This window comes from Pantoea sp. sgz302252, assembly GCF_042610525.1.
Classification (GTDB): Bacteria; Pseudomonadota; Gammaproteobacteria; order Enterobacterales; family Enterobacteriaceae; genus Erwinia.
Genome location: NZ_JBHDVM010000013.1, coordinates 1 through 24,622, shown reverse-complemented (window position 1 = coordinate 24,622; position 24,622 = coordinate 1). Strand labels below are relative to the sequence as shown.

The 24,622-nt window shown below is 55.1% G+C and carries 18 protein-coding genes and 1 riboswitch; of the genes, 13 read left to right on the top strand and 5 right to left on the bottom strand.

The features are described 5' to 3' along the window. Positions 1–217 precede the first annotated feature (217 nt). The 4 genes from metB to ACETPC_RS19475 all read left to right on the top strand — a co-directional run bounded on the left by metB (position 218) and on the right by ACETPC_RS19475 (position 6,582). Positions 218–1,378, top strand: a complete 1,161-nt coding sequence (metB, locus tag ACETPC_RS19490; RefSeq protein WP_380184145.1) for a cystathionine gamma-synthase — start codon at positions 218–220, stop codon at positions 1,376–1,378. 2 nt (positions 1,379–1,380) lie between these two features. Continuing rightward, positions 1,381–3,810: a bifunctional aspartate kinase/homoserine dehydrogenase II gene (locus ACETPC_RS19485; RefSeq protein ID WP_380184144.1), complete on the top strand. Its 2,430-nt coding sequence runs from the start codon at positions 1,381–1,383 to the stop codon at positions 3,808–3,810. A 249-nt stretch (positions 3,811–4,059) separates the two neighbouring features. Next, the gene (gene metF / locus ACETPC_RS19480; RefSeq protein ID WP_380184143.1) at positions 4,060–4,965 is read left to right on the top strand and encodes a methylenetetrahydrofolate reductase; all 906 of its coding nucleotides are present in this window, start codon (positions 4,060–4,062) and stop codon (positions 4,963–4,965) included. A gap of 765 nt (positions 4,966–5,730) precedes the next feature. Further along, entirely contained in the window at positions 5,731–6,582 is an 852-nt protein-coding gene (locus ACETPC_RS19475; protein WP_380184142.1) for an alpha/beta fold hydrolase, read from the top strand. 70 nt (positions 6,583–6,652) lie between these two features. Here ACETPC_RS19475 and ppc read toward each other — a convergent pair whose 3' ends face one another. Next, positions 6,653–9,304 carry a phosphoenolpyruvate carboxylase gene (gene ppc, locus ACETPC_RS19470; RefSeq protein ID WP_380184141.1) on the bottom strand — a complete coding sequence of 884 codons (2,652 nt, stop codon included), beginning with the start codon at positions 9,302–9,304 and terminating at the stop codon, positions 6,653–6,655. 237 nt (positions 9,305–9,541) lie between these two features. Beyond that, a complete protein-coding gene (argE, locus tag ACETPC_RS19465) occupies positions 9,542–10,693 on the bottom strand; it encodes an acetylornithine deacetylase (protein WP_380184140.1) in 1,152 nt (383 codons plus the stop codon). 171 nt (positions 10,694–10,864) lie between these two features. Between argE and argC the strand changes: the two genes are divergently transcribed. The 4 genes from argC (at position 10,865) to argH (ending at position 15,395) form a co-directional block, all read left to right on the top strand. Next, positions 10,865–11,869, top strand: a complete 1,005-nt coding sequence (gene argC, locus ACETPC_RS19460) for an N-acetyl-gamma-glutamyl-phosphate reductase (protein ID WP_380184139.1) — start codon at positions 10,865–10,867, stop codon at positions 11,867–11,869. Between the two features lie 15 nt (positions 11,870–11,884). Continuing rightward, positions 11,885–12,661 (top strand): acetylglutamate kinase, encoded by a 777-nt coding sequence (gene argB / locus ACETPC_RS19455; RefSeq protein WP_380184138.1) that lies wholly within the window; start codon positions 11,885–11,887, stop codon positions 12,659–12,661. A gap of 19 nt (positions 12,662–12,680) precedes the next feature. After that, positions 12,681–13,901 carry an argininosuccinate synthase gene (locus tag ACETPC_RS19450; RefSeq protein ID WP_380184137.1) on the top strand — a complete coding sequence of 407 codons (1,221 nt, stop codon included), beginning with the start codon at positions 12,681–12,683 and terminating at the stop codon, positions 13,899–13,901. 120 nt (positions 13,902–14,021) lie between these two features. Next, positions 14,022–15,395, top strand: coding sequence for an argininosuccinate lyase (argH, locus tag ACETPC_RS19445; RefSeq protein WP_380184136.1), 1,374 nt, complete (start codon positions 14,022–14,024; stop codon positions 15,393–15,395). Between the two features lie 101 nt (positions 15,396–15,496). Here the strand turns inward: argH and ACETPC_RS19440 are convergent, their stop codons facing one another. Further along, positions 15,497–16,228: a glutathione peroxidase gene (locus ACETPC_RS19440; protein ID WP_125290556.1), complete on the bottom strand. Its 732-nt coding sequence runs from the start codon at positions 16,226–16,228 to the stop codon at positions 15,497–15,499. Between the two features lie 136 nt (positions 16,229–16,364). On the opposite strand from ACETPC_RS19440, the gene oxyR reads away from it, so the two are divergent. Then, a complete protein-coding gene (gene oxyR / locus ACETPC_RS19435; protein ID WP_380184135.1) occupies positions 16,365–17,282 on the top strand; it encodes a DNA-binding transcriptional regulator OxyR in 918 nt (305 codons plus the stop codon). Here the strand turns inward: oxyR and sthA are convergent. Further along, positions 17,265–18,665 carry a Si-specific NAD(P)(+) transhydrogenase gene (sthA, locus tag ACETPC_RS19430; RefSeq protein ID WP_380184134.1) on the bottom strand — a complete coding sequence of 467 codons (1,401 nt, stop codon included), beginning with the start codon at positions 18,663–18,665 and terminating at the stop codon, positions 17,265–17,267. The two genes, oxyR and sthA, sit on opposite strands and share 18 nt — an antisense overlap. Before the next feature lie 192 nt (positions 18,666–18,857). On the opposite strand from sthA, the gene fabR reads away from it, so the two are divergent. Beyond that, positions 18,858–19,499 (top strand): HTH-type transcriptional repressor FabR, encoded by a 642-nt coding sequence (gene fabR, locus ACETPC_RS19425; protein WP_380184133.1) that lies wholly within the window; start codon positions 18,858–18,860, stop codon positions 19,497–19,499. 9 nt (positions 19,500–19,508) lie between these two features. Further along, a complete protein-coding gene (locus ACETPC_RS19420; protein ID WP_380184132.1) occupies positions 19,509–19,862 on the top strand; it encodes a YijD family membrane protein in 354 nt (117 codons plus the stop codon). Between the two features lie 288 nt (positions 19,863–20,150). Here ACETPC_RS19420 and trmA read toward each other — a convergent pair whose 3' ends face one another. Next, a complete protein-coding gene (gene trmA / locus ACETPC_RS19415) occupies positions 20,151–21,251 on the bottom strand; it encodes a tRNA (uridine(54)-C5)-methyltransferase TrmA (RefSeq protein WP_380184131.1) in 1,101 nt (366 codons plus the stop codon). Between the two features lie 113 nt (positions 21,252–21,364). Next, a riboswitch (cobalamin riboswitch) is annotated at positions 21,365–21,541 on the top strand. A gap of 65 nt (positions 21,542–21,606) precedes the next feature. Here trmA and btuB point away from each other — a divergent pair. Both btuB and murI read left to right on the top strand, forming a co-directional pair. Beyond that, on the top strand, positions 21,607–23,478 hold the full coding sequence (gene btuB, locus ACETPC_RS19410) for a TonB-dependent vitamin B12 receptor BtuB (RefSeq protein ID WP_380184130.1): 1,872 nt from the start codon (positions 21,607–21,609) through the stop codon (positions 23,476–23,478). Beyond that, complete coding sequence (gene murI, locus ACETPC_RS19405; RefSeq protein ID WP_380184129.1) at positions 23,423–24,274, top strand: glutamate racemase; 852 nt, start codon at positions 23,423–23,425, stop codon at positions 24,272–24,274. Before btuB ends, murI begins: the two co-directional genes overlap by 56 nt. The last annotated feature ends 348 nt before the right edge of the window (positions 24,275–24,622 follow it).

Here is a 24,622-nt window from a genome sequence, read left to right as displayed (position 1 = left end):
ATAAATAGTTAAATATGCCGAAATTCGGCTAATTATGCCCGAAGTTGCGCTGCATCACTCCCACTTTTTGTGGGGTGGAAAAAGATAATATTAACGGTTATCGGCGGATTGCTCAATCTATACGCAAAGACATTTAGAAGTCCAGATGTATTGACGTCTATCTGTTCCCTGTTATGCTGGTGGCTCTTCTTTCTTTTCCTGCAGGAATTTATGCACCATGACGCGCAAACAGGCAACCATCGCAGTACGCAGCGGTTTGAATGATGACGAACAGTATGGCTGTGTTGTCCCGCCAATCCACCTTTCCAGCACCTATAATTTCACCGACTTTAACGAGCCACGCGCGCACGATTATTCACGTCGCGGCAATCCTACCCGTGATGTAGTGCAGCGTGCGCTGGCCGAGCTGGAAGGCGGCGCTGGCGCGGTCATGACCAATACCGGTATGTCGGCGATTCACCTGGTTTGTACCGTTTTTCTGAAGCCTGGCGATCTGCTGGTCGCGCCGCATGACTGCTACGGCGGTAGCTATCGTCTGTTCGACAGCCTGAGCAAGCGCGGCGCGTACCGTGTGAAATTTGTCGATCAGGGCGACGAAGCTGCGCTGCACGCGGCGCTGGCAGAAAAACCTAAGCTGGTGCTGGTAGAAAGCCCAAGCAATCCGCTGCTGCGCGTAGTGGATATCGAGGCTATCTGTAAGGCGGTGGCGGAAGCGGGCGCGGTGAGCGTGGTCGATAACACCTTCCTTAGCCCGGCACTGCAAAATCCGCTGGCGCTGGGTGCCGATCTGGTGATCCATTCCTGCACGAAATACCTTAACGGCCATTCCGACGTAGTGGCTGGCGCAGTTATCGCTAAAGATCCCGAGCTGGTCAAAGAGCTGGCCTGGTGGGCGAACAATATCGGCGTCACCGGCGCGGCATTTGATAGCTACCTGCTGCTGCGCGGCCTGCGCACCCTGGCGCCGCGTATGGCGGCTGCGCAGCGCAACGCGCTGGCCATTGTCGACTACCTGAAGCAGCAGCCGCTGGTGAAAAAACTCTATCATCCTTCACTGCCGGAAAACGCGGGCCACCAGATCGCTGCGCGTCAGCAGAAAGGGTTCGGCGCGATGTTAAGCTTTGAGCTGGATGGCGACGAACAGACGATTCGTACCTTCCTGAAAGCGCTGGAACTGTTTACGCTGGCCGAATCGCTGGGCGGCGTGGAAAGCCTGATCTCCCATACGGCCACCATGACGCATGCGGGCATGTCGGCAGAGGCACGCGCGGCGGCAGGCATTTCGGAAACGCTGCTGCGCGTTTCCGTAGGGATTGAAGATCACGAAGATTTAATCGCCGATCTGGATAATGCGTTCCGGATAGCGGCTAAGAGGTAAGCATGAGTCATTCAGCGGTGGCAGCAGGCGCGCGTCAGCTGCATAAATTCGGCGGCAGCAGCCTTGCCGACGCCAAATGTTATTTGCGGGTTGCGGGCATCATGGCGCAATACAGCCGTCCCGGCGATGTGATGGTAGTGTCGGCAGCGGGCAGCACCACCAACCAGCTGATTAGCTGGCTGAAGCTGAGCCAGAGCGATCGGCTGTCGGCACATCAGGTACAGCAGGCGCTGCGTCGCTATCAGAGCGATCTTATCGGCAGCCTGCTTCCGGCGCCGGTTGCGGATGGGCTGATTAGCGAATTTATCCGCGATCTGGAAAAGCTCGCGGCGCTGCTGGACGATAAAATCACCGAAGCCGCCTATGCGGAAGTGGTCGGGCATGGCGAAATCTGGTCGGCAAGGCTGATGGCGGCCGTGCTGCAACAGCAGGATATGGCGGCAAGCTGGCTGGACGCGCGGGAGTTTTTGCGCGCTGAGCGGGCCGCGCAGCCCCAGGTAGATGAAGGAAAATCCTGGCCGCTGCTGCAACAGCTGATGGCACAGCATGCGGACGAAAGACTGGTGATCACCGGCTTTATCAGCCGCAACGACGCGGGTGAAACCGTACTGCTGGGCCGCAACGGCAGCGACTATTCGGCGACGCAGATCGGCGCGCTGGCTGGCGTATCGCGCGTGACTATCTGGAGCGACGTGGCTGGCGTTTACAGCGCCGACCCGCGCAAGGTAAAGGATGCCTGTCTGCTGCCGCTGCTGCGTCTGGACGAAGCCAGCGAGCTGGCACGCCTGGCGGCGCCGGTGCTGCATACCCGCACGCTACAGCCTGTTTCCAACAGCGATATCGATTTGCAGCTGCGCTGTAGCTATCAGCCGGAGCAAGGCTCCACGCGCATTGAGCGCGTGCTGGCTTCCGGCACGGGCGCGCGTATTGTCACCAGCCACGACGATGTTTGCCTGATTGAATTCCAGGTACCGCCGCAGCACGACTTTGCTATCACGCACAAAGAGATCGATCGGCTACTTCAGCGCGAGCAGCTGCGGCCGCTGGCTGTAGGCGTGCATCCCGACCGTCATCTGCTACAGCTCTGCTATACCTCGGAAGTGGTGAACAGTGCGCTGTCGCTGTTACAGGATGCTGGCATTCCGGGCAGGTTACAGCTGCGCGAAGGCATGGCGCTGGTGGCGCTGGTCGGCGCGGGCGTTTGCCGCAATCCCCTGCACAGCCATCGCTTCTGGCAGGAGCTGAAAGATCAGCCGGTCGAGTTCATCTGGCAGTCGGAAGAGGGCATCAGCCTGGTGGCGGTACTACGCGTAGGCCCGACCGAACATCTGATGCGTGGCCTGCACCAGTCGCTGTTTCGGGCGGAAAAGCAGGTCGGCCTGGTGCTGTTTGGCAAAGGCAATATTGGCTCCCGCTGGCTGGAACTGTTCGCCCGCGAGCAGGAAACGCTGTCGGCGCGTACCGGCTTTGAATATGTGCTGGCTGGTGTGGTTGATAGCCGCCGCAGCCTGCTGAACTATGAAGGGCTGGATGCCAGCCGCGCGCTCGCCTTCTTTGAAGACGAAGCGGTGGCAATGGATGAAGAATCGCTGTTTCTGTGGATGAGGGCGCACCCGTTTGACGATCTGGTGGTACTGGACGTCACGGCCAGCGAGCAGCTGGCGGAGCAATATCTGGATTTCGCCAGCCACGGCTTTCACGTGATTGGCGCTAACAAAGTAGCGGGCGCTTCAAGCAGCGATCGCTATCGCCAGATCCGCGACGCCTTCGCTAAAACTGGCCGCCACTGGCTTTACAACGCTACCGTCGGCGCGGGCCTGCCGGTCAACCACACGGTGCGCGACCTGCGCGAAAGCGGTGACAGCATTATCGCTATCAGCGGCATCTTCTCCGGCACGCTTTCCTGGCTGTTTTTGCAATATGACGGCACGGTGCCGTTTACCGAGCTGGTGGATCAGGCCTGGCAGCAAGGTTTGACCGAGCCGGATCCGCGCGTTGACCTTTCCGGTCAGGATGTGATGCGCAAAATGGTGATTCTGGCGCGCGAGGCAGGCTACGATATCGAGCCGGATCAGGTGCGTGTGGAGTCGCTGGTGCCGAAAAGCTGCGAGGGCGAATCTGTCGATCACTTTTTCGAAAACGGCGAGGCGTTGAACGAGCAGATGCTGCAACGCTTCGAAGCCGCGCAGGAAATGGGCCTGGTGCTGCGTTACGTGGCGCGTTTTGACGCTAACGGCAAAGCCCGTGTCGGCGTGGAAGCGGTCAGAAACGATCATCCGCTGGCTTCGCTGCTGCCTTGCGATAACGTCTTCGCCATCGAAAGCCGCTGGTATCGCGATAATCCATTGGTTATTCGTGGGCCAGGCGCAGGGCGTGACGTGACGGCGGGCGCCATTCAGTCCGATATCAATCGGCTGGCGCAGCTGCTGTAGTAAAGCTGACCAAAAGCGCGGGTTCTGGCTCTGCCCGCGCTTTAGCTTCTCTCCTTTGGGCTGACTATTTGATTTTCCTCGCTTCTTTTTTCTGTATGAATTTCCTTCAACTTCGTTGAGAAATTGTCACGCCGCGACATCATTTATCTGTTGACGGAAAATGCACAATCGGTCATTTTGAATGTCTGGACGTCTAAACGTATGGATGTTTATTGCGCCCGTTTCTTTCCGCGATCGATGAGGTAAGCCATGAGTTTTTTCCACGCCAACCAGCGCGAGGCGCTGAACCAGAGCCTGGCCGAACTGAACGGGCAGATTAACGTCTCGTTTGAGTTTTTTCCTCCGCGCAGCAGCGAGATGGAACAGACTTTGTGGAACTCTATCGATCGTCTCAGCAGCCTGAAGCCGAAGTTTGTTTCGGTGACCTACGGCGCGAATTCCGGCGAGCGTGACCGCACCCACAGCATTATTAAAGGCATTAAAGATCGCACCGGGCTGGAAGCCGCGCCGCATTTAACCTGTATTGATGCTACCCGTGATGAGCTACGTGCCATTGCGCAGGATTACTGGAACAACGGCATTCGCCATATCGTGGCGTTGCGCGGCGATTTGCCGCCGGGCGGCGGCAGGCCAGAAATGTACGGCGCGGATCTGGTGGCGCTGCTGAAGGAAGTGGGCGATTTTGATATCTCCGTCGCCGCCTATCCGGAAGTTCATCCCGAAGCCAAAAGCGCGCAGGCGGATTTAATTAACCTGAAGCGCAAAATCGAAGCGGGTGCCAGCCGTGCCATTACCCAGTTCTTTTTTGATGTGGAAAGCTATCTGCGCTTTCGCGATCGCTGCGTTATCGCCGGGATAGACGTAGAAATCGTGCCGGGTATTCTGCCGGTTTCCAACTTTAAGCAGCTCCAGCGCTTCGCCGCCATGACCAACGTGCGCGTGCCGGGCTGGATGACCAGCCTCTTTCAGGGCCTGGACGACGATCCGGAAACCCGCAAAATGGTCGGTGCTAACGTGGCGATGGATATGGTGAAAATCCTCAGCCGTGAAGGCGTGAAAGATTTCCATTTCTATACGCTGAACCGCGCGGAAATGAGTTACGCCATCTGCCATACGCTGGGCGTGCGGCCTGCGGTAACCTCTTCAGCCGCCTGATTCACCGATTTCCCCTCTGTTTCCTCTTTTGCTGCCGTCATATAATGACGGTGGAATAAGCGTCTGTTTTTGTGCCGCAGAATTTTCAACTGCGGCGCAAATTAACCCGGTTTATATCCCTATAGATGGCATTGTTAATATCTCTCACTCAGTAATAAGCACTGATATTTCTCCGTTAAAATCCCAATAATTCGGTATATTTCCTTCCCTTTTTCAGACTCGCTTCTTTTTAATCAGTAGTTATTTATCGTTAGCAAAAAAGTAATGATCTTTTCCGCTTCCTTTTTTCAGAAGGTACGATTTTTAATGCGCTGATAGCGAAAAAAACGGGCTTTATTTTTAACTTACTGATTAATTTACTTTGTTTATTTGGAATGCCAATAACACGCCTGAATAATACATTAGAGTCTCAAATTAATACGCTTGTGCTAAAAATCAAGCTATTTGTTACTATGTTCATGATTGTAAATAATTTACTGCCACTTTTCTTTTTCTGTCGAAAAATTATCTTGATCATATTTGTGATTTGCATCTAACTTATGCATTAGGATTGTTAATAATACAGGGCGCCATTTGGCAAGATCCTTGAAAGCGAGGTCAGCATGTCGTAATCCATTTAAGCGCCAGCAGCTTTAACCATAATAAAAGAAGATTAAGCGACAAAATTAAATTTTGGTGGCAAAAAATTTTGCGACCCTTTAGCCCGCCGGGAAACGATGAGCCTACGAACGCAATAGCAATCTGTTGTTACCCTGGGGAGTGATTATGAAGGCAGAAACCGAAATCGTTGATATCAACGGCTGGCTTATCCACGTTGAAAAATATTGTTACCCTGGCGTAGTTGAATCGCTAATTTGTGTTAACGGCGCGCTTTCAACAACGCTGGCGTTTCGTAACTGTGTGAAAAGCTTTAAGCATAAAGTAAATGTGATTTTGTTCGATTTACCTTTTATCGGTCAGTCACGAACGCATAATGTCATTACCCGGCCATTACCCAAGTCAGAAGAAGTCATTATTCTTAACGCGCTTATTGCCCGTTATTCGCCTGACTATCTGCTTTCGGTCTCCTGGGGAGGCCTGGCGGCCTTAATGACGCTGGCAACGGGCCAGCATTCTATCCGCAAAGCCGTCATTGCTTCTTTCTCGCCGACTATTACCCCGGCGATGGCCAGCTACATCAAACGAGCCAGAATGTTGCTGGACGAAGGGAAAAACGAAGCGGTAGCAACCTTGCTTAATGATGAGGTGGGTAAATATCTGCCTGGTTTGCTTAAGCAGGTTAACCATGAGCATATTAAAAGCCTTGATAAGGAAACATACCAGCAGGCCAGCTTCCATATCGGCCAGATCAACCAGCTACGCCTGGAGGATTATGTGGCTATCTTTAAAAAAATCGAGCAGCCGGTGCTGTTTGTTAACGGCGAACTTGATGAATATACCCGGCCAGAAGATATTCGCCTGATGGCAGATTATGTTCGGGATTGCGATTTTCGAACGGTACCGGAAGCAGGACATTTTCTGGATATGGAGACTCGGGCAGCCGCACAGCAGGTTCACCGCATCCTGAATGACTATTTTGCCCCGGCCGGGCTGCTGCCCCTGTCTGAAACCGGTTAAGCCGGGGAGTAGTGCTGTCAACAATCATGAACGCTCTTTATTCCTTCCTGTTAAAGAGCGTTCCGCCTTATTAACCCGTATTACGCATGCCCGCCGCAACGCCAGCGATAGTCACCATCAGTGCCTGCTCAACGCGCGGATCCGGCTCTTCGCCGTTGGCTTCCTGTAGGCGTGAGCGATGCAGCAGCTCTGCCTGTAGCACGTTCAGCGGATCGGTGTAAACGTTACGCAGCGCGATCGATTCCGCAATCCACGGCTGATCCGCCATCAGATGCGCATCGTTGGCGATGGTCAGTACTGCTTTGATATCCGAATCCAGCTGGTCGCGCAGCTGTTTGCCCAGCGGCCACAGCGAGTGCTCTACCAGACGCTGATCGTAATATTCCGCCAGCCAGAGATCGGCTTTAGAGAATACCATCTCCAGCATGCCTAAACGCGTTGAGAAGAACGGCCAGTTGCGGCACATTGCCTCCAGCTGATCCTGATGACCGGCCTGCATCGCTTTTTGCAGCGCCGCGCCCGCGCCCAGCCAGGCTGGCAGCATCAGGCGGTTCTGCGTCCAGGCGAAAATCCACGGAATAGCACGCAGTGACTCGACGCCACCGCTGGGGCGACGCTTGGCCGGACGCGAACCCAGCGGCAGCTTGCCCAGCTCCTGCTCCGGCGTGGCCGAACGGAAATAGGGCACGAAGTCTGCATTTTCACGCACGTAGCCGCGATACATCTCGCAGGAATCTGCGGAAAGCTGATCCATAATGCCGCGCCAGGCGGATTCCGGCTCTGGTGGTGGCAGCAGGTTGGCCTCCAGAATAGCACCGGTATAGAGCGTCAGGCTGCTGATGGTGACTTCCGGCAGGCCATACTTAAAGCGGATCATCTCGCCCTGTTCGGTCACGCGCAGGCCGCCTTTCAGGCTGCCCGGCGGCTGGGAGAGCAGCGCAGCATGAGCTGGCGCGCCGCCGCGACCGATGGTGCCGCCACGCCCGTGGAACAGCGTCAGCGCGATGCCTGCTTTTTCACAGGTTTTGATCAGCGCATCCTGCGCCTGGTATTGCGCCCAGCTTGCGGCCATCACGCCCGCATCTTTTGCCGAGTCAGAATAACCAATCATCACCATCTGCTTGCCCTGGATAAAGCCGCGATACCAGCCGATATCCAGCAGCTGACGCATCACGTCGTTGGCGTTATTCAGGTCGTCCAGGGTTTCAAACAGCGGCGCCACAGGCATAGCAAAAGGTATGCCCGCCTCTTTCAGCAGCAAATGCACCGCCAGCACGTCGGAAGGGGTTTTTGCCATAGAGATAACATAGGCGGCAATAGAACCCTGCGGCACTTCCGCTGCCACGCGGCAGGTATCCAGCACTTCCTGCGTCTCGGCGCTCGGCTCCCACTGCCGCGGCAGCAGCGGACGCTTGGAGGTCAGCTCGCTGATCAAAAATGCCTGTTTGTCGGCTTCTGACCAACTGGCATAGTCACCCAGACCCAGATAACGAGTAATTTCCGCAATGGCATCAGTGTGGCGCGTGCTTTCCTGGCGCAGATCGATCCGCACCAGCGGCACGCCAAAACATTTAACGCGGCGCAGCGTATCTAATAGCTGGCCGTTGGCGATGATGCCCATGCCGCAGGCCTGTAGTGACTGATAGCAGGCATAAAGCGGATCCCAAAGCTGATCGTTGGAAATCAGCAGGTTGGCCGGACGCGAAGGCCGTTCGCCTTTCAGTCTGCGTTCCAGGTAAGCCTGAGTTGCCAGCAGCTGAGCGCGCAGGTTTTTCATGATTTCGCGGTAAGGCTCCAGCGCTTCCGGATTGCCACACAGCTCGCGAACTTCTGGTGTGCACTCCGACATCGACAGCTCGGAGACCAGCACGGCGATATCGCGCAGGAACAGATCGGTCGCTTTCCAGCGGCTTAATTGCAGTACATGGCGAGTGATTTTGGCTGTGACGTTCGGATTGCCGTCACGGTCACCGCCCATCCACGAGGTAAACTGCACCGGCACGAAATCCACCGGCAGCTTCACGCCGAAAGAAGCCTCTACCTGTTCGTACAGCTCGCGCAGAAAGGCCGGTACGCCATCCCACAGGCTATTTTCCACCACCGCGAAGCCCCATTTAGCTTCATCGACCGGCGTTGGGCGGTATTTACGAATTTCATCGGTGTGCCAGGCCTGCGCTACCAGCTGGCGCAAACGGCGCATAATCTGCGATCGGTCGTAATCGGAAAGATCGTTATGATCCAGCTGTTTCAGGCAGCTGTTGACCTCGACCAGCTTGTGGATCAGCGTGCGGCGGGTGATTTCCGTAGGGTGAGCGGTCAGCACCAGCTCCAGAGAGAGCGACTCAATAGCCTCGCGGATTTTGGCTTCCGTCAGATTAGGCTGCTGCTTTAAGCGTTCAAAGGTTTTGCTCAGCAGCTCCTGATGGTTAGCGCCTTCGCCCTTAGGCGAAATAGTGTGGTACTGCTCGGCGACGTTGGTCAGGTTCAAAAACTGGCTGAAGGCGCGGGCCACCGGCAGCAGCTCGTCATTAGATAAATTTTGCAGCGTGGAGAGCAGCTCTTTACGGTGGGCGTCATTTCCCGCGCGGGATGACTTGGAGAGCTTACGAATGGTTTCCACCCGTTCCAGGATGTTCTCGCCAAGCGCATCCTTAATCGTATCCCCGAGTAGTTTGCCGAGCATACTGACATTACTTCGCATTGCGGAATATTGTTCGTTCATATGACCCCTGACCCTTATTTTTATCACTCTCTACCGTCGCCGGTATAACATTGCCTTTTATCTAGCCACGTTCGCTGGCATCCGTCAATTGACTTAAACGCACGCAAACCTGTCGCTAACTAGCGGGAATTTATGAAATTTAACAGAGCCGCAGTGAGATAAGTTATTCTTATCGGCAAACGGGCGATAAAGCCGGGGCAAAAGGCGGTTTTGCCCGCCAAAAACCCCGGTTTCCGCTTAGTGGTAGCAGAAATGCTGCACAACCTGCGTAATCAGTTCACGAGTAGGTTTAATAAATGCGGTATCGATATATTCATCCGGCTGGTGCGCCTGGTTAATCGAACCTGGCCCTAATACCAGCGTCGGACAGAGTTCCTGGATAAATGGCGCTTCGGTGCAGTAGTTTACGATGCTGGTTTCCGTGCCAAGCAGTTTTTCGACCACTTTCACCAGACGGTGATCGGGCGGACACTCATAGCCGGGGATCGGCGGATGCAGCTGGCTGACATTAACGCGTCCTGGCCAGCGCTCGCTGACCGGCGCCAGCGCCTCCAGCACCAGACCTTCCAGCTCGTTCAGCGTCAGGCCCGGCAGCGGCCGCAGATCCATATGCAGTTCGCAGCAGGCGCAGATGCGGTTTGAAGCATCGCCGCCATTGATATGGCCGAAGTTCATGGTGGGATAGGGAATAGCGAAACCGTCGTGGCGATAGCGCTCTTTCAGCGTGTTGCGCAGGCCCATCAGCTGCGTAATCGACTCATGCATCAGCTCAATGGCGTTAACGCCGCGCGAGGGATCGCTGGAATGGCCGGACTGGCCTTCGATACGGATCGCATTCGACATATGGCCTTTGTGCGCGCGCACCGGCTGTAGCGAAGTCGGCTCGCCGATAATGGCGCAGTCTGGCCGTACGGTAGCGGTTTCAGAAAAATACTTCGCGCCTGCCATGGTGGTCTCTTCATCGGCAGTCGCCAGCACATAAAGCGGCTTTTTCAGTTTGGTGACATCGACATCGCGCAGCGCATCCAGAATAAAGGCGAAAAATCCTTTCATATCCGCTGTGCCCAGGCCATAGAGCTTGTTGTCGTGTTCTGTCAGGGTAAAAGGATCGCGCGTCCAGCGACCATCGTCGAACGGCACCGTATCGCTGTGCCCGGCCAACAGCAGGCCGCCTGCGCCGCTGCCGGTACGCGCCAGCATATTGAATTTGTGCCGCGTGCCCGGCACCGGCTGGACTTCAACCTCAAAGCCAAGATCGCGAAACCAGCCCGCCATCAAATTGATTAAAGTCTCATTACTCTGATCCATCGCGCTGTCGGTGGCGCTGATGGACGGCGTAGCGATCAACTCACGGTAAAGCTCGATAAAAGGCGGTAATTTTGTCTTCACTGTTGACAGTCCTTGCGTTAGGATAGTATCAATATTCATGCACTAATAGTGAATAAAAATACATTAATGGCGTGGGGATGGAAATGAAATTTCCTGCATAACCGGCGCTAACCGCGTGGAAAGAGGGCGTAAAGCCGCTATCCGAAACCCGAGACCGTAATAAGGTGTCCGATGTTAAATACGCTGATTGTTGGTGCCAGTGGCTATGCTGGCGTAGAGCTTGCGACCTACCTGAATCGTCACCCTCAGGTGAACATAACCGCTTTGGCGGTATCAGCGCAAAGCCCTGATGCAGGAAAATTGCTTTCCGATCTGCATCCGCAGCTAAAGGGTATTCTGGATATGCCGCTGCAGCCGCTGAGCAATGCAGCGCAGTTCGCGGATAAAGTGGATGTGGTGTTCCTGGCAACGGCGCATGAAGTCAGCCACGATCTGGCACCGGAGTTTCTGGCCGCAGGCTGTGTGGTATTCGATCTGTCGGCAGCCTTCCGTGTCAATGAAGAGAGCTTCTTCACCGACTATTACGGTTTTCCGCACCAGCACAAAGAGTGGCTGGCGAAAGCGGTTTACGGCCTGGCGGAATGGCAGCAGGGCAAGCTGAAGGAAGCGCAGCTAATCGCGGTTCCAGGCTGCTATCCAACAGCCGCGCAGCTGGCGCTGAAGCCGCTGATCGAGGCGAACCTGCTGAACGAAGCGCAGTGGCCGGTAATCAACGCCACCAGCGGCGTCAGCGGCGCAGGCCGCAAGGCTTCCGTGACCACCAGCTTTTGCGAAGTCAGCTTACAGCCTTACGGTATCTTCACCCATCGCCATCAGCCGGAGATCGCCGCGCACCTGGGCGTGCCGGTGATTTTTACGCCGCATCTGGGCAACTTCCCGCGCGGCATTCTGGCTACTACTACCTGTCGGCTGAAGGCTGGCGTAACGCGGGAAGATGTAGCCGAAGCTTTCCACACTGCCTACCACGATAAGCCGCTGGTGCGCGTCTATGATAAAGGCGTGCCGTCAATTAAAGGCGTAGTCGGCCTGCCATTCTGCGATATCGGCTTTGCCGTGCAGGGCGAGCACGCGATTATCGTCTCGGCGGAAGATAACCTGCTGAAAGGCGCATCGTCGCAGGCGGTGCAGTGTATGAATATTCGTTTCGGTTTTCCGGAAACGCAGTCGCTTATTTAATCAGTGAGAAAGCCAATGACCAATCCTCTAATTATCAAACTCGGCGGCGTGTTGCTGGACAGTGAAGAAGCGCTGGCGCGGCTGTTCGATGCCCTTGTTGCCTACCGCGAAAGCCATCAGCGTCCGCTGCTGATCGTGCACGGCGGCGGCTGCCTGGTGGACGAGCTGATGAAAAAGCTGGCGCTGCCGGTGAAGAAGAAAAACGGCCTGCGCGTGACGCCTGCCGATCAAATCGACATCATTACCGGCGCGCTGGCGGGCACCGCTAATAAAACGCTGCTGGCCTGGTCGAAAAAGCACGGCATTGATGCGGTCGGCCTCTGCCTGGGCGATGGCGGCAGCGTCGAAGTGGCGGCTTTCGATGAAGAGCTGGGCCATGTGGGCCAGGCGACGCCGGGCAACCCAAAACTGATTAATACGCTGCTGGCCTCTGGCTATTTACCGGTAATCAGCTCTATCGGCATTACCGAAGACGGCAAGCTGATGAACGTCAACGCCGATCAGGCCGCCACCGCGCTGGCCGCGACGCTGGGCGCTGACCTGGTGCTGCTTTCCGACGTCAGCGGCATTCTGGACGGCAAAGGCCAGCGCATCGAAGAAATGACTACGGCGCTGGCCGGGCAGCTGATTGCCCAGGGCATTATTACCGACGGCATGATCGTTAAAGTCAACGCCGCGCTGGATGCCGCCCGCACGCTGGGCCGTCCGGTGGATATCGCCAGCTGGCGTCATGCCGAGCAGCTGCCAACCCTATTCAACGGCGTGTCCATCGGCACCCGGATCCTCGCTTAACAGGTTCAAGGAAAAGACAATGCAAGATAAAAGCATCAAAAAAATCGTTCTGGCTTACTCCGGCGGTCTGGATACCTCCGCGATTATTCCGTGGCTGAAAGAGAACTACGGCGGCTGTGAAGTGGTCGCTTTCGTGGCCGATATCGGCCAGGAGCGTGGCGATCTGGAAGGCGTTGAGCAGAAAGCTTTGCAGTCTGGCGCTTCTGAGTGCCACGTAGTGGATCTGCGCGAAGAGTTTATCAGCGACTATGTCTATCCAGTGCTGCAAACCGGCGCGCTGTATGAAGGCACTTACCTGCTGGGTACTTCCATGGCTCGCCCAATCATCGCCAAAGCGCAGGTTGAGCTGGCGCTGAAAGTAGGCGCAGATGCGCTGTGCCACGGCGCGACCGGCAAAGGCAACGACCAGGTTCGTTTTGAAACTACCTATACCGCGCTGGCTCCGCAGCTGAAAGTGGTTGCACCGTGGCGTGAGTGGGATCTGCGTTCCCGTGAAGCGCTGCTGGACTACCTGAAAGAGCGCAATATCCCGACCACCGCGTCGCTGGAAAAAATCTACAGCCGCGACGAAAACGCGTGGCACATCTCTACCGAAGGCGGCGTGCTGGAAAGCCCGTGGAATGCGCCGAACAAAGATTGCTGGGTCTGGACTGTGGATCCGCTGGAAGCGCCAGATCAGCCGGAGCAGGTTACGGTTAAAGTTGAGAAAGGCCGCGTAGTTGCCGTAAATGGCAAAGCGTTAAGCCCGTTTGGCTGCCTGGAAAAACTGAACGTTATCGGCGCTAAACACGGCGTGGGCCGTATCGATATCGTGGAAAACCGTCTGGTCGGCATCAAGTCGCGCGGCTGTTACGAAACCCCTGGCGGCACCATTATGGTCAACGCGCTGCGTGCGGTTGAGCAGCTGGTACTGGATCGCGACAGCTTCAAATGGCGCGAGCAGCTGGGCCACGAGATGTCCTATGTGGTTTACGATGGCCGCTGGTTCGCGCCGCTGCGTAAATCCATTCAGGCCGCTGCTGAGTCCCTGGCAGAAGAAGTAAACGGCGAAGTGGTGCTGCAGCTCTACAAAGGCCAGGTTACCGCGATCCAGAAGAAATCGGCCAACAGCCTCTACTCCGAAGAGTTCGCGACCTTCGGCGAAGACGAAGTTTACGACCACAGCCACGCGGGCGGCTTTATCCGTCTGTTCTCGCTCTCTTCACGCATCCGCGCGCTGAACGAGAAAAAGCAGAAGTAACGGGCGTTTCAGGGAAGAAACTCATCGGGTAACAGGCTAAAGGAATGCGCCGTTTTGCCCGAATGAAACAGGCGGAGCTTCTCCGCCTTAAAAACTCAACGAATTTAATGGAGCACTGACATGGCACTTTGGGGTGGACGGTTTACTCAGGCAGCAGATCAACGTTTCAAACAGTTTAATGACTCGCTGCGCTTTGACTATCGTCTGGCAGAGCAGGACATCGTCGGGTCCGTAGCCTGGTCCAAAGCGCTGGTGACGGTCAATGTTCTGACGACGGAAGAGCAGCAGCAGCTGGAAAGCGCGCTGAACGTGCTGCTGGAAGAAGTGCGCGCCAACCCGGAAAAGATCCTGGAAAGCGATGCGGAAGATATTCACAGCTATGTTGAAGGCCGCCTGATTGAGAAAGTCGGCGCGCTGGGTAAAAAACTGCATACCGGCCGTAGCCGTAACGATCAAGTCGCTACCGATCTGAAACTCTGGTGCAAAGCACAGGTTAGCGAGTTGCTGATTGCCACGCGCCAGTTACAGCAAGCGCTGGTGGCAACAGCAGAAGCGAACCAGGACGCGGTAATGCCTGGCTATACCCACTTACAGCGCGCGCAGCCGGTGACTTTCGCGCACTGGTGCCTGGCCTACGTAGAGATGCTGGCACGTGACGAAAGCCGCCTGCAGGATACGTTAAAACGCCTGGACGTTAGCCCGCTGGGCTGCGGTGCGCTGGCCGGAACGGCCTATGAAATCGATCGCGAACAGCTGGCTGGCTGGCTGGGCTTCGCCTCTGCAACCCGCAACAGTCTGGATACCGTTTCCGACCGCGACCATGTGCTGGAGCTGCTTTCCGATGCCTCTATCGGCATGGTGCACCTTTCCCGCTTTGCGGAAGACCTGATTTTCTTCAATACCGGTGAATCCGGCTTTGTTGAGCTCTCTGATAAGGTGACTTCCGGCTCATCGCTGATGCCGCAGAAGAAAAACCCGGACGCGCTGGAGCTGATCCGCGGCAAGTGCGGCCGCGTGCAGGGCGCGCTGACCGGCATGATGATGACGCTGAAAGGCCTGCCGCTGGCCTACAACAAAGATATGCAGGAAGACAAAGAAGGGCTGTTCGACGCGCTGGATACCTGGTCAGACTGCCTGCACATGGCGGCCCTGGTGCTGGACGATATCAAAGTGAAACGCCCACGCTGCCAGGAAGCGGCGGAACAAGGTTATGCAAACGCCACCGAACTGGCAGATTATCTGGTCGCCAAAGGCGTACCGTTCCGCGAAGCGCATCATATTGTAGGCGAAGTAGTGGTAGCGGCCATCGGCAAAGGCGTAGCGCTGGAAGCGCTGAAGCTGGAAGAGCTGCAAAAATACAGCGATACGATTGGTGAAGACGTCTATCCAATTCTGTCTTTGCAGTCCTGCCTGGACAAGCGTAACGCCAAAGGCGGCGTCTCTCCCCATCAGGTTTCGCTGGCGATTACCGACGCGAAAAACCGTCTGGCGTAAAAACGAAAAAAGGCGGGCATCAGGCCCGCCAACTAAATTTCGACTTTATTATTAATTTTAGGCACATAAGAGGGCGGGCAGAGACTCGCCTTCTTAATTCGTTATGCTAAAAAGAACTGCTCCAGGTCGTCGCTGCCGCCGATGTGGCGTCCGCCGATAAAGACCTGTGGAACGGTAGCACGGCCGGTTACAGCGCGCAGGCTAACCGTTGTCGCATCCTGGCCCAGCACGATCTCTTCGTACTGAATGCCGCGATCCAGCAGCATCTGCTTGGCTTTGGCACAGAATGGGCAGCCAGGCTTGGTGAACAGGGAAACGGATTCCTGTACTTTGAACTCCGGTGCCAGGTAACGCAGCATGGTGTCGGCATCAGACACTTCAAACGGGTCGCCCGGCTTGTTTGGCTCAACAAACATCTTCTCTACCACGCCGTTACGCACCAGCATAGAGTAGCGCCATGAGCGCGGGCCAAAGCCCAGATCCGCTTTCTCGACCAGCATTTCCATGCCGCGAGTAAAGTCGCCGTTGCCATCCGGAATAAAAGTGATGTTGTTAGCGTGCTGATCGGCTTTCCACGCGTTCATTACAAAGGTGTCGTTGACCGATACGCACAGAATATTGTCCACGCCATGCTTTTTGAAAACGTCAGACAGCTCGTTATAGCGCGGCAGATGGCTTGACGAACAGGTTGGCGTAAACGCACCCGGCAATGAAAATACGATGACAGTTTTGTCTTTAAACAGCTCATCAGTCGTGACGTCTACCCAGCTGTCGCCCTGACGCGTGTGAAAAGTGACCTGCGGGACTGACTTACCTTCCTGACTTGCAAACATAAACTACCTCATGTTTAGGGGTAAAAGTGATTCATCTCTCGAACGGGGGACATTATTATCATTCAGGCTTGATAGGGATAATCGTTGATTGCTATTCTATCTATCGCCACGAACTATCGTGGTTCGGAGGAACAGAATGAACATTCGCGATCTTGAGTATCTGGTAGCCCTGGCGGAACATCGCCATTTCCGGCGTGCGGCGGATGCCTGCCACGTCAGCCAACCCACGCTCAGCGGACAAATCCGCAAGCTGGAAGACGAGCTGGGCGTTATGCTGTTAGAGCGCACCAGCCGTAAAGTGCTTTTTACTCAGGCTGGCCTGCTGCTGGTGGATCAGGCGCGCACCGTGCTGCGCGAGGTCAAAGTCCTGAAAGAGATGGCCAGCCAGCAGGGCGAGGCAATGTCCGGGCCGCTGCATATCGGGCTGATCCCAACCGTTGGCCCCTATCTGCTGCCGCAAATTATCCCGACGCTGCATAAAACCTTTCCCAAGCTGGAGATGTATCTGCACGAGGCGCAGACGCAGCAGCTGCTGGCGCAGCTGGACAGCGGCAAGCTCGACTGCGCTATTCTGGCGCTGGTGAAAGAGTCGGAAGCCTTTATCGAAGTCCCGCTGTTTGACGAGCCAATGAAGCTGGCGATCTATCAGGATCACCCGTGGAACGAGCGCGATCGCGTGCCGATGTCCGATCTTTCTGGCGAGAAGCTGCTAATGCTGGAAGATGGCCACTGCTTACGCGACCAGGCGATGGGCTTCTGTTTCCAGGCGGGCGCGGATGAAGATACGCATTTCCGCGCCACCAGTCTGGAGACGCTGCGCAATATGGTAGCGGCCGGTAGCGGTATTACGCTGCTGCCTGCGCTGGCGGTGCCAAAAGAGCGCGTGCGCGACGGCGTTTGCTATTTGCCGTGCTACAAGCCGGAACCGCAGCGCACCATCGCGCTGGTTTACCGGCCAGGCTCGCCGCTGCGCGGCCGCTATGAGCAGCTGGCAGAGGCGATCCGCACCCATATGCAGGGCTATATGAAGGACACGTTAAAACAGGCGGTTTAGACCGTTAAGCGCGGCCACGCGATAGGCTTCGGCCATCGTTGGATAGTTAAAGGTGGTATTCACGAAGTACTCTATCGTGTTGCCGCCATTTTTCTGTTCCATGATGGCCTGGCCGATATGAATAATCTCGGCGGCGCGCTCGCCAAAGCAGTGGATCCCCAAAATCTCTTTGGTCTCACGGTGGAAGAGGATCTTCAGGCTGCCGACGTTCATCCCCACAATCTGCGCGCGGGCCAGGTGTTTAAACTGGGCGCGGCCTACTTCATACGGCACCTTCATTGCCGTCAACTGCTGTTCCGTTTTCCCCACCGAACTGATTTCCGGAATGGTATAGATACCGGTTGGGATATCCTCGATCAGATGCGCATTCGCCTCGCCTTTAATCAGTGCCTGAGCGGCGATACGTCCCTGATCGTAAGCGGCAGAGGCCAGGCTTGGGTAGCCAATCACATCGCCGACCGCATAGATATGCGGCTGTGCTGTCTGGTACATGCTGTTTACCTTCAGCAGGCCACGGCCATCCGCTTCCAGACCCACGTTTTCCAGCCCCAGCGCGTCAGTATTCCCGGTACGGCCGTTGGCGTAGAGCAGGCAGTCTGCTTTAACCTTCTTGCCGGACTTCAGGTGCATGATCACGCCGTCGCTGACGCCTTCAATCTTCTCAAACTCTTCGTTGTGGCGAATTACCACGCCGCTGTTCCAGAAGTGATAGGAGAGCGAATCGGAAATCTCCTGATCGAGAAACGCCAGCAGATGATCGCGGGTATTGATTAAATCGACCTTTACGTTCAGTCCACGGAAAATAGAGGCATATTCACAGCCGATCACGCCTGCACCATAAATAATGACGTGGCCAGGTTCATGATGCAGATTCAGAATAGAATCGCTGTCGTAAATACGCGGATGGGTAAAATCCACATCGGCAGGATGGTAGGGGCGCGAGCCGCAGGCGATAACAAACTTCTCTGCCGTCAGGCGCTCTACGGTGCCGTCATGCGTTTCTATTTCAATAGTGTTGGCATCAACAAAGCGGGCGTCGCCCTGAAACAGTTCGCAGCGGTTACGCTCATAAAAGCCCTGGCGCATCCGCGTCTGCTGGCTGATCACGTTTTCCGTATGGTTAAGAATGTCGGCAAAAGAAGAACGCAGGAGTCGCGTGTGGTCACTGTAAAGCGGGTTCTGGTTGAATTCGATAATACGACTAACGGCATGGCGAAGCGCTTTGGATGGGATAGTCCCCCAGTGCGTACAGCCGCCGCCGATGTTGTGATAGCGTTCGATCACTGCGATACGTGCGCCCTGTTTTACCAGGCCCATCGCCGCGCCTTCGCCGCCGGGGCCGGAGCCAATCACGATAGCGTCGTAATCATAAGACTGTTGCATACCAATACGTCCTATTTTTTTATACAAATTTTCAACTTTATTCTAACATCCTGTGCGCGGGTTCCCAATTCTAACCGCTTTATTTGCCATTTATTGACAAAATAAAGGTTAACAGGCATTCACAAAGTTGATGCATCTGTACGCTGAAAAATTTGGTATAGTGCGATTCTGGCAGGCAAAACAGGCACAAACATGGGCGTCAGAGCGCAGCAAAAAGAACGGACAAGGCGTTCGCTGGTCGAAGCGGCATTTAGTCAACTCAGCGCCGAACGGAGCTTTGCCAGCCTCAGCCTGCGGGAAGTCGCCCGGGAAGCGGGTATCGCGCCGACCTCTTTCTATCGCCATTTTCGGGATGTCGACGAGCTGGGCCTGACCATGGTGGACGAAAGCGGCCTGATGCTGCGCCAGCTAATGCGCCAGGCACGCCAGCGCATCGCTAAAGGCGGCAGCGTAATTCGTACCTCGGTCTCCACCTTTATGGAATTCATCGGTAACAACCCCAACGCTTTCCGCCTGCTTTTGCGCGAGCGTTCCGGCACCTCAGCCGCGTTCCGTGCTGCGGTCGCCCGTGAAATCCAGCATTTTATCGCCGAACTGGCGGACTATCTTGAAATTGAAAATCGCATGCCGCGCAGCTTTACCGAGGCGCAGGCGGAGGCGATGGTCATTATCGTATTCAATGCCGGCGCGGAGGCGCTGGATATCGACGCGGCGCAGCGTCGCCAGCTGGAAGAGCGGCTGGTACTGCAGCTACGGATGATCTCCAAAGGCGCTTATTACTGGTATCGACGTGAACAGGAGAGGCTGGCGGTGACGCTGGACTCCCATGATTAGGAGAGTGAGATGAGTTTAGCGACTGGCCGGGATAAGGGCACGCTGTTACTGGCCTTTCTTACCGGGCTATCTATTAACGGCACCTTTTCGGTGCTGTTCAGTTCAATAGTGCCGTTTTCCGTTTTTCCACTGATTGCGCTGGGCCTGTCTGCCTGGTGCCTGCATCAGCGTTACCTTAACCGTGCGATGCCGGACGGTATGCCCTCTATTGCCGCCGCGTTTTTTCTGCTGGGCATCCTTGTTTACAGCGCTATCGTTCGCGCAGAGTATCCCGATATCGGTTCCAACTTTGTGCAAACCATTCTGATGGTGGCGCTGGTGTTCTGGATTGGCCTGAAGCTGCGCGCGCGCAAAAACAGCTGACCTGAAAAGCAAAAGAGCGATGGCCAGCATCGCTTTCAGACTGCTGCCAAACCTGAACCCTTCATCAGGACTGCCTCTTTTTACAGCAACACAGCAGCTTGATAGCGGCAGAGGCAGAGCGGATAAGTGGACCGTTTGGCGCATGGACGCGCTAACTGAGCCATCAGGGACGATTTCACGGCGTGTCCATGTTCCGATCTGCCTCTGCTGCTCTGTCACCGTTTTAAACGCGACAATGAGTTTGTCATCAACCTCAAAAGAGCGATGGCAAACCTCGCTCTTTTCAGCTTAACGCCGCGTCAGCAGCACGCCGCATTCCATATGATGGGTATAGGGGAACTGATCGAACAGCGCCAGGCGCTCGACATCATGCGTGGCGGAAAGCGTGGCCAGGTTATCGCATAGCGTTTGCGGATTGCAGGAAATATAAAGAATACGCGGATAAGCCTGCACCATTTTCACCGTCTCTTCATCCAGCCCGCTGCGCGGCGGATCGACAAAAATCGTCTCACACTCATAGCTGCTCAGATCTATGCCTTCCAGACGGTTAAACTGACGAGTACCGTTCATGGCCTGCGTGAATTCTTCTGCCGCCATACGGATAATCTGCACATTATCAATCTGGTTAACCGCAATATTGTACTGGGCGGAAGCAACTGAAGGCTTGGCGATCTCTGTAGCCAGCACGCGGCGGAAATTGCGCGCCAGCGCTAAAGAGAAGTTGCCGTTGCCGCAGTACAGTTCCAGCAAATCGCCGCTGGCGTTTTTGGTAACGTCCAGCGCCCATTCCAGCATCTTAATATTCATTGCCGCGTTCGGCTGGGTAAAACTGTTTTCCACCTGACGATAAACAAGCTCTTTGCCCGCGACCGGCAGGCGCTCGTCCACGTAGTCGCGATCCAGACAGATTTTAGTTTTGGTTGCGCGGCCAATCAGATGCAAATCGAAGCCTTCCGCTCTTAGCTCGTCGCGTAGCGCCGTGGCCGCCTGCTGCCACTCATCCGTAAGCGCGCGATGGTAAAGCATGGAAACCACGATTTGCCCGCTCAGGGTCGACAGGTAATCGATCTGAAACAGTTTATGACGCAGAACTGGCTTATCACGCACGGCGTCCATCAGGCGAGGCATCAGCTGATTAATCAGCTCGCTGGCTGCCGGAAAACTATCAACGCGGATACGCTGGCGAGTCTGCTGGTCAAAAATAATGTGGTAAAGGTCGTCGCCATCGTGCCAGATCCGGAACTCAGCGCGCATGCGGTAGTGGCTGACTGGCGAACGGAATACTTCGACATCCTGCGCGGTAAAAGGAACCATCAGCGTTTGCAGACGGGCTACTTTCTCTTCCAGTTGGGCATCGTAATTTTCGATCGGCAGCTGTTCGGGAGTCATGGTCTTTCCTGGGTTAAGGGCCTTTAAAGCCCTGCGATTGTAGGCATCCGCCGCGTAATGTCCAGCGCCCGCGTCTTTTAGCCTCGCAGACGTCTGGATTCCTCTATTCGTTGAACATAAAATGCGGTGCCGGCCTTGCAATAAGTTAAAAGGGAATCCAGTGAAAAGCTGGAGCTGACGCGCAGCGGTATGGAATGTCGTCGTGGGTGGCAGACACTGTCTTCGGACGGGAAGTCTTCACCGTTTCATGATTCCAAGCCCGAAGACCTGCCGGTGACTACGTCGCAACTCTTACGAGCGCGCTCTTTCTCGTATGCCTGCGGCATCTGCCTGATTTACCGGATGCTTTGACACCATGATAACTAAACCGAAGCTGTTGGCCTTCAGCGCTACGGCACTTTCCCTCTGGGCGCAAAATGGCTTTGCGCAGGAAGCTGAAACCACGCTGGTCACTACTGCAAACCGTTTTGCACAACCTGTTTCCTCTGTGCTGGCACCGACTACCGTGGTAACGCGTGAAGAAATAGACCGCTGGCAGTCCAAAAGCGTCGCCGACGTTATGCGCCGTTTGCCTGGCGTGGATATCGCGCAAAACGGCGGCCTGGGACAGCAAACCTCGCTGTTTATCCGCGGCACCAATTCCAGCCATGTGCTGGTGCTGATAGACGGTATTCGCCTGAATCAGGCGGGGATTAGCGGTTCCTCCGATCTCAGCCAGATCCCTCTTTCTCTGGTTCAGCGTATTGAATATGTACGTGGCGCGCGTTCTGCTGTCTACGGTTCCGACGCGATCGGCGGTGTAGTCAACATTATTACCGGGCGAGATAAGCCGGGCACAACGCTGACTGCTGGTATGGGTTCGAACGGCTATCAGACCTATGACGGTTCTACACAGCAAATGTTGGGTAAGAACACGCGCGTTACCTTAGCGGGCAACTATACCTATACCAAAGGGTACGATGTGGTCGCCAACTATCCGGACGTGTATGGCGATCCGGCACAGAAAGACCGCGACGGCTTTATGAGTAAAAGCCTGTACGGTTCCGTGGAGCAGCAATTTAACGAAGAATTCAGCGGATTCGTGCGCGGCTACGGCTACGATAATCGTACCGCTTACGACAGCAGCCTTAGTTATACCGTGCCCGGCGCGCTGGTAGATACTCGCCAGCTTTATAGCCAGACATGGGATACCGGACTGCGCTTTAACCGGGATATCTATTCAACACAGCTAATCGCCAGCTATAGCCATACCAAAGACTATAACTACGATCCTCGCCTTGGCCGCTACGCTGCGCCAGCAACGGTTGACGACGTTGAACAATACAACCTGCAATGGGGTAATACCCTTGCGTTAGGCTACGGAACGGTGAGTGCGGGCGTTGACTGGCAGAAGCAAACTTCTGAACCTAATACCAACTACGTCAGCGAAGGTCAGGAACAACGTAATACAGGCGTCTACGCTACGGCTCAACAAAAGGTAGGCAGCGTAACGCTGGAAGGCGCGGTGCGCGGAGACGATAATAATAGCTTCGGCTGGCACAATACCTGGCAAACCAGCGCCGCCTGGGAATTCGTTGACGGCTACAGCGTTTTCGCTTCTTACGGTACCGCTTTTAAAGCGCCTAACCTTAATCAGGTTTACAGTGCAACCTATGGCAATCGCGATCTCAATCCGGAAAAAAGCAAACAGTGGGAAGGCGGCTTCGAAGGCCTTACCGGCCCGGTTAGCTGGCGCGTATCAGGTTACCGCAATGACATCGACGACCTTATCGACAGTGACCCGACAACCTTCCGTTATTTCAATATCAGTAAGGCAACGATCAAAGGCGTCGAAGCTACGGCTTCATTTGATACCGGCCCGGTCAGCCACTCGCTCTCCTGGGATTATGTCGATCCGCGTAATGGCACCACTAATGAAATTCTGGTGCGCCGTGCAAAACAGCAGGTGAAATACCAGCTGGATTACAGCTTCTATGATTTCGACTGGTCGCTGAGCTATCAGTATCTGGGAGAACGCTACGACAAAGATTACAACACCTCCTATACCACGCGTACGGTAAAACTCGGTGGCGTCAGCCTGTGGGATCTCGCGGTTTCGTATCCGGTCACATCCCAGTTAACTGTTCGTGGTAGAATAGCCAACCTGTTCGATAAAGATTACGAGACAGTTTATGGCTATCAAACTCCAGGAAGGGAGTATTACCTCAGCGGCAGCTACACCTTCTGATCCAAGGCCTACCGTGCTGGTATTTGACTCCGGCGTTGGTGGGCTTTCCGTCTACGATGAGATCCGGCAGCTATTGCCGGATCTGCACTATATCTATGCCTTCGACAACGTCGCTTTTCCTTATGGTGAAAAAACCGAAGAGTTTATCGTCGAACGTGTACTGGAGATCGTCACCGCAGTAACGCGCGTGCATCCGCTGTCGCTGGTAGTTATCGCCTGCAACTCTGCAAGCACCGTCACGCTTCCCGCATTACGGGAACGCTTCGACTTTCCTGTTGTGGGCGTTGTTCCCGCTATCAAGCCTGCGGCTCGTTTAACACGTAACGGTATTGTCGGCTTGTTGGCAACGCGGGGCACGGTCAAACGTTCTTACACCCATGAACTGGTAAAGCGCTTCGCTGGCGAGTGCAAAACGGAAATGCTGGGTTCAGCAGAGCTGGTGGAATGGGCAGAAGCGAAGTTGCAGGGTAAAGAAGTGTCGATGGAAGAGATAAAGCGGATACTGCAGCCCTGGCTACGTATGAAAGAACCGCCGGATACCGTAGTGCTTGGCTGTACCCATTTCCCATTATTAGCGGAAGAGCTGCAACAGGCGCTGCCCGAAGGTACACGCTTGATTGATTCCGGCGCGGCAATTGCGCGTCGCATCGCCTGGTTACTGGAAAACGAATCGCCAAAAGTTTTTTCTACAGAGAGCAATATCGCTTTCTGTATGGCAATTACCGAGAAAACTGTACAGTTAATGCCCGTTTTACAGCGTTACGGCTTTGAAAAGCTGGAAAAACTGGCGCTTTAGCGCGTTTTTGCCTAAAAAAGCAACGGTCGAAAAGTTTTTTGCAAATAGGGGTTGTCAGCCGCCGAGAACTCCCTATAATGCGCCTCCACTGACACGGAACAACGGCTTACGAGTCGCCGGGTTGGAAAGAGAAAAGTGAGAAATTCCTTGACTCTTCAGCGGGAAAGCGTAACATCTGCACCCCGCGCCACACGAGATATGTGGCACCGCTCTTTAACAATTTATCAGACAATCTGTGTGGGCACTCGCAGGATTGATATCAACGTCGCAAGACGTAAAAAATATCAAGTCTTAAGAGTGAACACGTAATAAATTCATTACGACGTTTTCCTTGAGCATCGCTACACG